The sequence below is a fragment of the Candidatus Protofrankia datiscae genome (assembly GCF_000177615.2).
Taxonomy (GTDB): domain Bacteria; phylum Actinomycetota; class Actinomycetes; order Frankiales; family Frankiaceae; genus Protofrankia; species Protofrankia coriariae.
In genome coordinates this window covers 229,645-242,765 of the sequence record NC_015656.1, presented here as the reverse complement: position 1 = coordinate 242,765, position 13,121 = coordinate 229,645, and the positions used below count along the sequence as shown (strand labels likewise).

General features: G+C 69.0%; 9 protein-coding genes and 1 pseudogene. 7 read left to right on the top strand and 3 right to left on the bottom strand.

Translation table 11 applies throughout. The annotated features are described in order from the left end of the window. The first annotated feature begins 31 nt into the window (after window positions 1-31). The 4 genes from FSYMDG_RS00970 to FSYMDG_RS00955 all read left to right on the top strand — a co-directional run bounded on the left by FSYMDG_RS00970 (window position 32) and on the right by FSYMDG_RS00955 (window position 6,582). Window positions 32-1,123, top strand: a complete 1,092-nt coding sequence (locus tag FSYMDG_RS00970; RefSeq protein ID WP_013871758.1) for a phosphotransferase enzyme family protein — start codon at window positions 32-34, stop codon at window positions 1,121-1,123. 109 nt (window positions 1,124-1,232) lie between these two features. Beyond that, entirely contained in the window at window positions 1,233-1,823 is a 591-nt protein-coding gene (locus tag FSYMDG_RS29360) for a methylated-DNA--[protein]-cysteine S-methyltransferase (protein WP_013871757.1), read from the top strand. A gap of 1,014 nt (window positions 1,824-2,837) precedes the next feature. After that, window positions 2,838-4,313, top strand: a complete 1,476-nt coding sequence (locus FSYMDG_RS00960) for a helix-turn-helix domain-containing protein (RefSeq protein WP_043602707.1) — start codon at window positions 2,838-2,840, stop codon at window positions 4,311-4,313. Window positions 4,314-4,614: 301 nt separating this feature from the next. Further along, window positions 4,615-6,582: an FAD-dependent oxidoreductase gene (locus tag FSYMDG_RS00955; protein WP_013871755.1), complete on the top strand. Its 1,968-nt coding sequence runs from the start codon at window positions 4,615-4,617 to the stop codon at window positions 6,580-6,582. 62 nt (window positions 6,583-6,644) lie between these two features. On the opposite strand, the gene FSYMDG_RS00950 is transcribed toward FSYMDG_RS00955, so the two are convergent. Beyond that, window positions 6,645-7,085, bottom strand: coding sequence for a hypothetical protein (locus FSYMDG_RS00950; protein ID WP_050803268.1), 441 nt, complete (start codon window positions 7,083-7,085; stop codon window positions 6,645-6,647). A gap of 714 nt (window positions 7,086-7,799) precedes the next feature. On the opposite strand from FSYMDG_RS00950, the gene FSYMDG_RS00945 reads away from it, so the two are divergent. Continuing rightward, entirely contained in the window at window positions 7,800-8,324 is a 525-nt protein-coding gene (locus FSYMDG_RS00945; protein ID WP_013871753.1) for a peptidylprolyl isomerase, read from the top strand. 112 nt (window positions 8,325-8,436) lie between these two features. Further along, complete coding sequence (locus FSYMDG_RS00940; protein ID WP_237702931.1) at window positions 8,437-9,513, top strand: rhomboid family intramembrane serine protease; 1,077 nt, start codon at window positions 8,437-8,439, stop codon at window positions 9,511-9,513. A gap of 20 nt (window positions 9,514-9,533) precedes the next feature. Here the strand turns inward: FSYMDG_RS00940 and FSYMDG_RS00935 are convergent, their stop codons facing one another. Beyond that, window positions 9,534-10,142: a PH domain-containing protein gene (locus FSYMDG_RS00935; protein ID WP_013871751.1), complete on the bottom strand. Its 609-nt coding sequence runs from the start codon at window positions 10,140-10,142 to the stop codon at window positions 9,534-9,536. Window positions 10,143-10,381: 239 nt separating this feature from the next. Here FSYMDG_RS00935 and FSYMDG_RS00930 point away from each other — a divergent pair. Continuing rightward, a pseudogene (locus FSYMDG_RS00930) lies at window positions 10,382-12,379 on the top strand (glycoside hydrolase family 15 protein). 322 nt (window positions 12,380-12,701) lie between these two features. Here the strand turns inward: FSYMDG_RS00930 and FSYMDG_RS00920 are convergent. Continuing rightward, entirely contained in the window at window positions 12,702-12,962 is a 261-nt protein-coding gene (locus tag FSYMDG_RS00920; RefSeq protein WP_013871750.1) for a cell division protein CrgA, read from the bottom strand. Window positions 12,963-13,121: the final 159 nt, after the last annotated feature.

Genomic DNA, 13,121 nt, shown 5'->3' with positions numbered 1-13,121 from the left:
CGGGAACCGCCGCCTGATTACGATCAGCGCTGTGCTTCCCGACCTCGGGTGGCCTGGCCTCGACCGGGCGCATGCGCTGGCCGAGCGGGCGCTCACCTCATATGATCTTGGTTCTGCTCCTACCGTCAGTTTGCTGGGAGTTTCGGAGAACATCACATACCAGGTGGACGACCTGGCCGGGGGCCGCCGATGGGCGTTACGGCTGTACCGGCCCGGCTACCATCCGCTTGAGGAGATCATTTCGGAGCTGGCCTGGATCCAGGCGCTGCGTCACGACGGTGTCATCCGTACACCGCCGGTGGTCCCGAGCCGGGACGGAGAACTGGTGACGGTGATCGCATATGATCCATCCGTTCTGGGAGCACGGTCAGCTGGTTTTGGTGAGCCGCGCTATGCGGCGCTCTTCGAGTGGGTGCGGGGATCCTCGCCGCACCCGTCGGACGCCGTGGGTCTCCTACGTGGGTTCAGCGCGCTGGGTGAGATCACGGCGCGGCTACACCAGCATGCCCGCGCCTGGCGGCCTCCGGCTGGCTTCACCCGGTTCGCCTGGACATGGCGGACGACCCTCGGATCGCAGGGTCGGTGGGGGAGCTGGCAGGACGGGATCCGTATCGTCGCCAACGGCGATCAGAACGGGCTGAAGGTGATCGACAGTGACGGGATCGCCGTCCTGACGCGGGCGGTCGAGGAGATCCGCCGCAGGATCGAGCGGTTCGGTACCGGCCCGGACCGGTTCGGTCTCGTCCACGCGGACATGCGCCTGGCGAACCTGCTGGTCAACGGGCGGTCGGAGGAACCCACGGTCATCGACTTCGACGACTGCGGGTTCAGCTGGTACCTCTTCGACCTGGCCGCATCCCTGTCCTTCATCGAGCATCGGCCCGAGGTGGGTGACCTCGTCGAGGCCTGGCTCGCCTCCTACCGACGGCACGTGCCCGTGTCGGCCGAGGAGGAGAGCATGATCGCAACGTTCGTCCTGTTGCGCAGGCTGCTGCTGGTGGCCTGGCTGGGCTCCCATCCGGAGGCGGACGCGGTTGCCAGCGTTGCCGAGTACGCGACGACGTCCTGCGATCTTGCGGATGACTACCTGAGTGGATCATGTTCATCGCTTCTTCGGCCATGAGCATGCGATCTTCGCACACATCCCGTGCTGTTGTGACCCAGTCGTTTCCCCCTGTAGTAGCCGAACGGTAGCGTCAGTCCCCGTGGAGGGCGTTACCCGATATGCAAGGATGGGCTCCCCGTTGGGGCCGTTGCTGCTCGCTGGTGATGATGTTGGCCTGCGCGCGATCCACATGGGGGAGCCAACAGCGGGGTCCCGGTGGCCGGATGCCATCGAGCCGGATCCGGCGTCCCTGCGGGACGTGATCGAACAGCTTGAGGCGTATTTCATCGGTGATCTGCTTACCTTCGACGTCCCACTGCATCCGGTCGGCACACCGTTCCAGCGCGCGGTGTGGGAGGCGGTGGCGGCCATCCCCTACGGCGCGACCAGCAGCTACGCGGAGATCGCCAAGGCCGTCGGACGGCCGTCGGCCTTCCGCGCGGTGGGGCTCGCCAACGGCCGCAACCCGATCCCGATCATCATTCCGTGCCATCGCGTGATCGGTTCCAGCGGCTCTCTGACGGGTTACGCCGGTGGCATCGGCCGTAAGCGGCACCTTCTCGATCTCGAACGTCGCACCCTTGGCCGCGGCTACCAGGCTGATCTCGGGCTCGCTACTCTCGATTCCGGAGATCTCGACTCCGCCGAGCTCGGGCCGCGTCGGTCAGCCTCGGAAGAATCGATCATGGCTGTCCCGTCGCCTCGGACCGCGACGTAAACGGTTGTGCGTCAGGGCTGGGCGGCAGGACCCGACAGCCGCTGAATCGATCATATTTTCGTTGTGTAGCGTTTTGTTTTGTACTTCTACAGGATGCGGTTGAGATATTGTGCGGCTCGCTCCGACCCTTGGCGCGTCCGATTCGTCGATCTTTGGGGTTCGTGACCCGATCGCTCGATGTATCCTTTTGGGTATCCGATGATTTTGTGGTGTTCGGGACGCTTCGTCGCCGACAGGGGATCGTCTCGACAGGCGCTGCTATCCGCCTCCCTCTTTGCGTGGATGGTTGGGATGACCGCCAAAAGAAATGAATCAGTTACCCAATTTTGACACAACGACTTCGTGAAGTTGTGTTGTCCTCGTGTGGCGATGGTGGCCGGCGGGCACCTCGTCGTTCTTGCTGACGGAGTACCTTGCTTGAACGCGGATCGAACGATGTCGGCGGGTCCGACAATAGGATCTTGGATCGAGGAATGAGGGTGGGGGCGTGCATCCGGGCCCACCGGATCAGCTTCCGGGCCGCTGGATCAGCGTGACTGATCCAGTAGGAACCCCGGAATCGGTGGGAACCCCGGAGGCACCGGTAAATATGATCGTGTCACTTCTGACCCGACGGTGACGGAGGAATCCGGGCCGTCGGTGGCGCACCGGGAACGCGATCGTTCCGTCTTTGGCCCGGGGCGTATCTGATGGATGTTGGTCGTCTGGGCGCCGCTCGCGCGACCGGGTATCCATCGGACACGCCATAGGTCGAGGCGTCCGCCGTCACGTCGGACGCTGCCTCTGGCGACGTGGCATGACGTGATGTGACATGGCGTCTCCGGTGATGTGGAGTTCCCGGCGGGAAGCTCTCCGCTGTCAGCTAGGGACGCGCTGTTTGGTCGGTACCAACTGGGCGGAAGGAGGAATGTGGCCGACAACACACGGGTGCCGGATGCGAAGGGCTCAGCCGGCAGGCAGCTTGCTATCCCTGGCGTGCTGGTACTCATGCCCACACCCGATTCCGGTACACCAGTGGCGGATCCCTCGGCCTGGCAACGCGCGGTGCTGCGCTCGCGCCTCCCGCGCGCCGCCAAGCTCGTCGCGCTCGCGCTTGCCAGCCACTGCGGCGTCCGTGTTGGCGAGCCGGTGGTCCCGGGCCTGGACGAATCCATCGCGGTCTGCTCTCCGGGGCTGGTGACGTTGGCCTCCGAGACCGGCTACAGCCGTACCCACGTGCAACGACAGATCAGGCTGTTGCGGGATCTGGGCTGGCTGCTCGGGCTGAGCCGGCCCGCCGTTCGCCGGCCCGCGAGCTTCGCGCTGACCATGTCCGGCCAGGTCCGCACGGGCACACCCGCGGCGGCAACAGCGGTGGCAACAGTGGCAGCGGCTGGTACGTCGGTAGCGGCCGACTCGGCCGCCGCGGCCAGCACGGCCGCGCCGTATCCGGCGGGCCAACGAGCCGACGTCATGCCGGCCGCCGTGACACCTCGTCGCCGCCGGGCCGGTCTGCGGCCTGCCTCGGACCGGCCGAGCGCCGCCGCCCGACGCCGCGCCCGCATCACGGGCGCCGCCATGGCCAAGGCGCTGATGGTGGTCGGGGACAACTCCGTGGTCACCGCGTCCGTCCCCGCTGGTTCCTTCTCCGCGGCCGTGTCTCCGGTGCCCCCTCCCACGAGCATGACGGCGTCACCTTCCGTTACACGGTCCGGTGCCGTCTCGGCTGTGGACACCTCGTCCACGGCTGGTGCGGGGGCAGCCGGGAGCGCACAGCCCGAATTCCCCGAGAGCGCCCAGTCCGGGAACGTTCACTCCGAAACCGAGCAGCCGCCCGCGAGCGGGCAGAGCGGGACCGCGCCGGACGAGGCTGTCGCCCCGGACGGGGTCATCCCGGTGATCGGGAGCCAGCCGGCTGGGATCGCATCGGATGGGATCGCACCGGGTGCAGCCGTGTGGGCCGGGGCGGCGCCAGCGGACGGGAGTGGGCAGGCCCCCGTGGGAAGCAGCCCGGCCCAGCCCGTCTCCCCACGGCGGCTGGTCGCCGAAGCGGCCGAGCAGGTCGTCGCCACGCTCGCCCGGGCCATCCGACGTGACCCGCAGACCCTTGCCGTCGCCAGGGACCGGATCGTCCACATCCTTGCCGCCGGCTTGTGGAACGCGGCGGAACTGGCCATGCACCTGGTGGACACCGTGGGCTCCAGCGCTGGAGCCGGCCGGGTGGACGACCCCGTCGACCATGTGTTGCGGCGTCTGGACCATCTGCCGGCGTCGTCCGCGGAATGCCTGTGCCGGTCGTGCCGGTCGTGGGCCCCGGCACCTGTCGCCGCTGATCACCGTGCCAGCCCGGCCGCTCCGGCTGCGGCCGCACCAGCGCAGGCCCCGTCGCCTGTGGCCATGCCGCGGCAGGTCCCGTCCGGACTGCCAGAACTTGCCGCGATAGAGCAGGCCGCGGCCGCCGGAGCCGCGCAGGCCCGTACCCGTCCACATCGCGCCACCGGCGCTGCTTAGGGCAAGCCCCGCTCGAGCACTGTTGATGCTGGCTGGAACATCGGCTGGTTCGCCGTCGGCGGAGGTGTTGCCTTCGCGGCCGATGCGGTGATGATGAGAGACCGCGGGTCAGGGCCTGGACGACCACACCCGCGGCGGTCGTCCCCGCCCGGGAAGCCAACTCCGGGGGCGGAGCCCGTTCGGGGCCGGAGTCGTCCGGGTCCGCACAGGCTTCCATACGGGCTGGGGAGGGTTCCGCTGAAGAGGACCCGCGCGGACGACGATCTCTTGGGCGCGGGATACATGTGGTGGGGGTGAGCGTATGTCCGGTGGCGGTACGAGCGGCGGCGTGTCCGGCGCCGACGGCACGGCAGCCCGGAGCGCGGCGAGCCGGGGCCGGTTCCGCCGCCGCGAGGGGGCTCGCGCCGGGTCGGAGAAGAGCGAGCCCGCTGTGGCGGCCGGGCGCTGGCTGGCCGGGCGCTGGCTGGCCGGGCGCTGGCGGCCGCCGGTCCTTTCTCGCGCCAGATCGGAAGAGTCGCCTCGCGCCGGGGCGGAAGAGAGAGCACCCGCGGGCGCGGACGCCGATGTGATCGTGATTGGTTCCGGATTCGGTGGCAGCGTCGCCGCGCTCCGACTCGCGGAAAAGGGGTACCGGGTCGTCGTTCTGGAGGCCGGCCGCAGGTTTCCCCCCGACGCGCTGCCCCGGACCAGTTGGAACATCCGCCGTTATCTGTGGGCACCCCGGCTGGGCTGCCACGGATTCCAGAAGTTCACCATGCTCGGCCGTGTACTCGTACTGTCCGGAGCCGCTGTCGGTGGGGGCTCGGTGGTGTACGCGAACACGCTCTACCGTCCGCTGGAGGCGTTCTACACCGACCCGCAGTGGAGGCATGTCACCGACTGGCGCGAGGAGTTGGCGCCTTACTACGACCAGGCCGAACGCATGCTCGGGGTGGTGCCGAACCCGACGGTCACCTACGCCGACGAGGTGTACCGGGCGGTCGCCGAGGAAATGGGTGTCGGGCACACCTTCAAACCGTCGAACGTGGGTGTCTTCTTCGGCCGGGACGGCCGGAAGGAACCCGGTGCGGAAGTCGGGGATCCCTATTTCGGGGGTGCCGGGCCGACCCGCACCGGATGCCGTGAGTGCGGCGAGTGCATGACCGGTTGTCGTTGGAACGCCAAGAACACCCTTGACCACAACTATCTCTATCTGGCCGAGAGGACCGGCGCCCAGGTCTTTCCCGACACCGAGGCCACCACCGTGCGCCCGCTGCCCGACGGCGGCTACGAGGTGGAGACGGTACGTACCGGATCCTGGGTTCGCCACCGACGGCGGACGTGGCGGGCGCGCCAGGTGGTGTTCGCCGGCGGGACGCTCGGTACCGTGCGGCTCCTGCTCACGATGCGGGACACCAGGGTGCTGCCAGCGCTTTCGGCGCGGGTCGGCGTGCTCACCCGGACGAACTCGGAGTCCATCATCGGCGCCACCAGGCTCCATCCGGACGAGCGGATCACCAGGGGGGTGGCGATAACGTCGTCCTTCTATCCGGCCGCGGACACCCATGTCGAGCCCGTCCGATACGGCCGGGGCAGCAACGCGTTGGCCCTGTTGGCCACCCTCATGACGGACGGCGGCCGGCGGATACCACGATGGCTCACATTCGTCGGCGAAGCGTTGCGTCATCCGTTTCTGTTCCTCTACGCGCCGCTGCCGTGGCGCTGGTCGGAACGCACCATGATCTCGCTGGTCATGCAGTCCCGGGACAACTCGCTCACGGTTGTCCGTCGGCGGGGCCTGTTCGGCGGGCACGGGCTGACCAGCAGGCCGGGGCACGGCGAGCCGAACCCGACCTGGATTCCGGCCGGTAACGACGCGACCCGGCGGATCGCCCGGCGTATCGGTGGTTTTCCCGGCGGCACACTGACGGAGATTTTCGATATTCCGTTGACGGCGCACATCCTTGGTGGAGCCGCGATCGGGGATTCTCCGTCCAGCGGGGTCGTCGACCCCTATCAGCGGGTGTTCGGATATGACGGTCTGCATGTCGTCGACGGGGCGGCGATATCGGCCAATCTCGGCGTCAACCCGTCACTGACCATTGTCGCGCAGGCTGAACGCGCGATGGCGATGTGGCCCAACAGCGGCGAACCGGACCAGCGTCCGCCGCTCGGGTCACCGTACCGGCGGGTCCCTCCGGTACGTCCGGTACGTCCGGCCGTACCGGAGGGTGCTCCGGCCGCCTACCGCGTCGGCCTGCCCCTGACCGTCGTCCGCGACCGTGGATGATGCTGGCGTAAGGCCCGGACGGACGCCGTGTCCAGCGCTTCCCGGGATGCTGAGCTACCCGCTCACACTGTTGGACGGGAGCTCTCCGGGTCGTCGTTCCAGCCGATTTCGTCGGGCGATTCGGCTCCAGGACCCCTTGTCGCGGTCGTGTCGTCGGGCCCGGCCTGCTGGGGCTGTCGGACGCCGCCGCGGGCCGCCGCGGCGGCACTTGCCGCGCCCGCGCCGACCAGCAGGATCGCCGTCATGCCGCGTCGCCGGCGGCGGTGTATCCGTTGGAGCTTGTGCTCGGCTCTGGCCAGCTGCTGTTCCAGCAGGTGCTGTGTCTTCTCCGTGTGGGCACGCACTTTTTCCTCCCGGCTGGTGGCTCGTTGGGAACGGGTCCTGTCGATCTGTTGCCCGGCACGTTCGGACATCGTGCTGGCGAGGGTGGCAGCCTGAGTCACCGCTTTGCCGGCACGGTCGGTGACAGCGCTGGACGCGGCCGGGATCTTCTCGGTGGGCACGTGCCCGGCCGCGCTGGAAATCCTCTCCGTCAGCGACCGGGCAACCTGGGCCTGTCGAGCCCGCCCAGTCCGCTGGGCCTGCTGGGCCCGCTGGGCCGGCCCTCCGGGTGTCTCGGCCGCGGAGGGGTCCTGGCCGCCTCGGGTTCGGCCTGTCAGCGGTCCGAAGCGGCGTTCCGCGGGCGTTTCGGTCGCGGAAAGATTGTGACCACCACGGACCCGGCTCACCATCAGCGGTCCGAAACGAAGCCCCGCAGGCGTTTCGGCCACGGAAGAATCGCGACCACGCCACCGTCTGCTCTCTCGTTTGTCGCTCATCGGCTTCCCTTCGTGCAACTCGCGTTACGGTCTGCTGAATCTGTCCCTACCCACAATTGAGCTAAGCACAACCAGTGTACGAATCGTGACAAAATATTCGCTCCTGGCGTATCGCTGGATATCGCCAGGACGGATCTGTCGGTGCCCGCAGGGGCGAGTGCGAGCCCGGCAGGGGCCGGCGGCTCTACCGGCCCCTGCCGGAACGCGGCGTACACGACCGATCCCATGTGGCCGCTCCCGCGCGATCGGTCGCGCGCGGCTGGCCGCATACGGCCGGACGCATACGGCCGGACGCATACCATCAGCGGAGCATTCCCAGCACGGCGATCGTTGGACCTGCGACGCGACATTCGGCGCCACCGGCGATCAGCCGCTACCGGTACGACGGAAGAGAGGCTCATGGCCGAGGAGCTGTACGCTACACTGAAGACTACTCAGGGTGACGTTGAGATCCTGCTGTTCAAGAACCACGCGCCGAAGACGGTGGCGAACTTCGTTGATCTCGCCACGGGCAAGCGGGAGTGGACCGACCCCCAGACGGGTGAGAAGAAGAAGGCACCGTTGTACGACGGCACGATCTTCCACCGGGTGATCCCGGGTTTCATGATCCAGGGCGGTGACCCGCTGGGTACCGGCCGCGGCGGCCCGGGATACAAGTTCGCCGACGAGTTCCACCCGGAGCTGCGCTTCTCCCGTCCGTACCTGCTGGCGATGGCGAACGCGGGCCCGGGGACGAACGGCTCCCAGTTCTTCATCACCGTGGCGCCGACGAACTGGCTGGACCGCAAGCACACCATCTTCGGCGAGGTCACCAACGGCACCGACATCGTCGACGCGATCAGCAAGGTGCCGACCGGGTCCCAGGACCGCCCGGCCAGCGACGTCATCGTCACGCAGGTCGTCGTCGAACGCCGGCAGGCGTAGCGGCCAGCGGGAACGGGAAGGCGGACGGGGAAGCGAAGGTGTCGGGACCGCTGCGATGAACCCACCCTGGTCGAGGCCCGCGGAACCGGATGTCCCGGATCCCCGCCGGGCGGTGGATGCGGGTGCCGTCCGGGCGCCCGGCCCGCGTCGGCATCAGCTGCCTGGGCAGTACCACGCGTCCGGGCAGCCACCGGAGCCGGCCGGCTGGCGGCCCGCGGATGGATCCTCGGATCCCTCCGACGGCTGGACGCCGGACGCCCTCTCCGCCACCGGCTCCCGGCCCACGGGCCCGCCGGATCGGGGGCCGGCGGCGCATCCTCGTCCCGCTCCCTACTGCTACCGGCACACCGACCGGGAAACCTACGTCTCCTGCCAGCGGTGCGGGCGCCCGATCTGCCCCGAGTGCATGCGTCCGGCGGCCGTCGGGTTCCACTGCCCGGAGGAGGGCGCCGCGGCGTCGCGCCGTGGCGCTGCCTCCCGGCGGCCGATCACCTCGTTGGGCGGCCGGGCCAGGATCAGGCATCCCGGGCTGATCACCCAGCTGCTCATCGGGCTCTGCGTGGCCGCGTACGCCCTGCAGGGGCTGCCGGGCCTGACCGGCAGCGGCCCCGACAACACCTTCACCCTGGACTACTCCCTGTACGGTCCGGGCATAGCGGCCAACGACGAGTACTACCGGCTGCTGACCGCGGCCTTCCTGCACGCGGGCGTCCTGCACATCCTGTTCAACATGTACGCGCTGTACCTGCTCGGCTCCCAGCTTGAGCAGATCCTCGGACGGGCGCGTTATCTAGCCCTGTTCGTTGTCTGCGCCATCGGTGGCAATACGCTCAGTTATCTGATCAACGGCTGGAACACGTTCTCGGTCGGGGCGTCCACCGCGGTGTTCGGGTTTTTCGCGGCGTACTACGTGATCGCCAGACGGCTGCGCGCCGACACCTCGGCGATCCTCATCATTGTCGGCATCAACCTGATCATCACGTTCACCATCGCCAGGATCGACAAGTGGGGCCATATCGGCGGGCTCGTGGCCGGGCTCGTGGTAGGGGTGATCTATGCCTATGTGCCGGCGCGCCGCGGGTGGGTACAGGCGGTCGCGGTGGGCGCTGTCCTTGCCGCGCTGTTGCTCGCCGCGGTCCTCCAGACATCCGCGGTGACGTCGACGCCGCTGTCGGCGATCGTCCAATAGCGATCCGGCGATCCGGCGGGTCAGCGCAGGCGCAGGCGGATCTCCTCCACCGTCTCGGCGATCCGTTCGGGCTCGGCGCCGAGCTGGCGACGGCTGAGCATGACCGGGCCGTCGATCGTCTCGACCGTGAGGACGCGGACGTGCACAGCGCGACGGTTGTGCGTCAGGGTGCCGGCACGCACCCGTAGTACGGCGGCCCATGGCAGGTGCCGCCGGTGGATACCGTCCACCAGGTCGACCCCGCCCTGATCCACGCGCAGCGCCGGCCGGGCCAGGGCGTCCCGGCCGGCCAGCAGCAACAGCCCCACCCCCGCGACCCCGATCAACAGCCGGCCGGGACGGTCCAGCGACCCCAGGTGGGCGGCGAGCGCACCCACGGCAGCGACCGCGAGCAGGAACGCGCCGGCGAGGGCATACCCGGCCACCCGCCACCAGGGCGGCGACCAGGCGTGCGCGCCGGCGTCACCGGCACGGCCGGCGCCGGTATCGCCCGCATCGGTACCGGCACCCGCATCGGCGCCGGTACGGGTGCCGTGGGCGTCGTCGGCGCCGGTACGGCCGTCGTCGGCGTGCCGTGGGCCGATGATGTCCCGGCCGGCGAAGTCGTCATCCCGCATGTCACCCAGCACAGCACATCCTGCGGCACATCCAGCGCCGCCGCCCGCCCGCGCGGGCCGACCACCGCCCGGCCTGCATTGGGTCGATCTTCATGACGATTACTATCCGCTTTTTCGCCGTCGCTTTGGATGATGGTCTGGCCTGTGTACCGCACCCCGCTGCCGGGGCCTGCGGCCGGAGAAGGAGAAGAGCGGACGTGGCCTCGTTCCAGACAGCGTTCCAGACCGGGTTCCAGACCGGATTCCAGACGGTGTCGCCGCCCACCCGGCGTAGCAGCGTCAGTCCGTTTCCGCCCATTGCCGAATACGGCTTTCTCTCCGACTGTGAGACCACATGTCTGGTCGCCCCGAGCGGCAACATCGAGTGGATGTGCCTGCCGCGTCCGGATGATCCGTCGGTGTTCGGCGCGATCGTCGACCGGTCGGCGGGCGGTTTTCGGTTCGGTCCGGAGCGGACGATGATCCCGGCCGGGCGCCGGTACCTGCCGGGCACGAACATCCTCGAGACCACCTGGCAGACACCCAACGGTTGGCTCATCGTCACCGACTGTCTCATCGTCGGACGTTGGCATCGCACCCAGCAGCGGTCCAACACCCATCGGCGTACCCCGACGGACTGGGACGCCGAACACGTCCTGCTCCGGCTCGCGCGCTGTGAGCACGGCAGTGTCGATCTCGCCCTGCTGTGCGAGCCCAACTTCGACTACGGCCGCCGGCCGGGGAGTTGGGCCTACGAGGACGCCGGTTACGGCAGCGCGGTCACCGTCCCTGGCGGCACGGGCCGGGCCGGCGACGCCGTGCCGGCGAGAGGTGGGCCGGACGACGGCCGGCGCGGCCCGTCGGAGCGGCCCGGCCCACGGATCCGTTCGCATCCCGACCTGACCCTGCGGCTACGGACGGATCTCCGGCTGGGCTTCGACGGCCGCCGGGCGCACGCGAGGACCACCCTGGCCGAGGGCGGGACGGCCTTCGTGGCCCTGACCTGGCGGGCCAGTGACCCCTTCCTGCCCACCAGCTACGCGGAGGCGACCGCGGCTGTGACGCGGACGACCGCGTTCTGGCGGCAGTGGCTCTCCCGCGGGGTCTTCCCGGACCATCCGTGGCGTGGGCATCTGCAGCGCAGCGCGCTGGCGCTCAAGGGCCTGACCTACGCCCCGACCGGGGCGCTGCTCGCGGCGTCCACCACGTCCCTGCCGGAGACACCGCGGGGTGAGCGTAACTGGGACTACCGGTACAGCTGGATCCGTGACTCCACGTTCGCGCTGTGGGGCCTGTACACCCTGGGACTCGACTACGAGGCGAACGACTTCTTCTCGTTCATCGCGGACGTCTGCGAGAACGGCGACGACCTACAGATCATGTACGGGGTCGGTGGCGAGAGCCGGCTGGACGAACAGGTCCTCGGGCATCTGTCCGGTTACGACGGGGCGTTCCCGGTCCGGGTCGGCAACGCGGCGTTCTCCCAGCGCCAGCACGACCTGTGGGGTGCGATCCTCGACTCGGTCTACCTGCACACCCGGTCGCGTAACTATCTCTCGGAGCGGCTGTGGCCGGTGCTGGTCAGGCTGGTGGAGACCGCCGCCGAGCACTGGCGGGAGCCGGACTGCGGCATCTGGGAGGTGCGGGGGGAACTACGGCACTTCACCTCGTCGAAGGTGATGTGCTGGGTCGCCGCCGACCGGGGCCGGCGGCTGGCGGCGATGCGTGGGGACGCCAAGACCGCGGCCCGCTGGGCGGCCGTCGCCGACGAGATACACGCCGACGTGTGCGCGAACGGTCTCGATGAGCGCGGAGTCTTCACCCAGTGTTACGGATCGAAGGCGTTGGACGCGTCGCTGCTGTTCATGCCGCTGCTGGGATTCCTGCCGCCAACCGATCCGCGGGTACGCGCGACGATCCTTGCGATCGCCGACGAGTTGACGGTCGACGGCCTGGTGCTGCGCTACCGCGTGGAGGAGACCGACGACGGCCTGACCGGGACGGAGGGCGCCTTTCTCATGTGCTCGTTCTGGCTGACATCCGCCCTGGTGGAGATCGGTGAGGTGGTCCGTGCCAGGCAGCACTGCTAGCGCCTGCTGAGCTTCGCAAGCCCGCTGGACCTCTACGCGGAGGAGCTTGACCCGAGCACCGGCCGGCACCTGGGGAACTTCCCGCAGGCGTTCACCCATCTGGCTCTCATCAACGCGGTCATGCACGTCATCCGGGCCGAGGATGCCGCGGGCGCGCCTGGGCCAACTCCGGTGTCCTGACCGTTGCGTCCCCGGGTGTCCCGGCGCGCCGTGATGTTGCCCGCGGCGGCGTCCCGCCGAAACGGATGTTCACCGGCAGCGATGTTCACCCGTAGCGATATCCACACTGTGGACAACCGTTGGGGATGAATGACACCGGTGGAAGTTCCGCCCGCTCGGCGGCGCGGGCCGCCCGGTGGCCAACCGGATCCTCGGCCGGATCCGCCCGGCGGACACCCGCCGGCGCGGACGCCCGCGCACCCGCGCGGACGCGGATCCACCGAAGATCGACGGATCCGCGGAAGGTCGAGGATTCCCCGGAGAAAGGCCTGCTGGCGAAGGCCTAGCGCCACTGGGTGGAGACGCCGAGGCCGACCACGACGAAACCGAAGCCGATGAGGATGTTCCAGGCGCCGAGGCTGTCCATCCCGGGGATGTCGCCGTTGGAGAAGTAGTAGACGAGCAGCCAGGCGATCCCGATCAGGAAGAGCGCAAGGATCAGCGCGCCCATCCAGGGGGGCGACGGTGGCTTGCGCTTGCGCAACTGGGTGGTCTGGGGTGGTGCGCTGGTCGACTTCTTCTTGCGACGCCGGGAAACGGGCACTTCAGAGCTCCTCGGTGCACTGTATGATCTCCGTGGGCGAAGTGTCACCCGCGCCGCCGGTTGGGCCGGATGGCCGCGCGGGTGCGGATCGCCCGTTTCACAGGGTAGACATCTACTGTGCCGGGACGCGCCGGGGCACCCGAAGGGGTGAAAGTGGAT

Bases quoted from the DNA above. Each gene is read 5' to 3' on its own strand.
- FSYMDG_RS29360 (WP_013871757.1), top strand. From the start codon at position 1,233: ATGGGCTCCCCGTTGGGGCCGTTGCTGCTCGCTGGTGATGATGTTGGC.
- FSYMDG_RS00955 (WP_013871755.1), top strand. From the start codon at position 4,615: ATGTCCGGTGGCGGTACGAGCGGCGGCGTGTCCGGCGCCGACGGCACG.
- FSYMDG_RS00945 (WP_013871753.1), top strand. From the start codon at position 7,800: ATGGCCGAGGAGCTGTACGCTACACTGAAGACTACTCAGGGTGACGTT.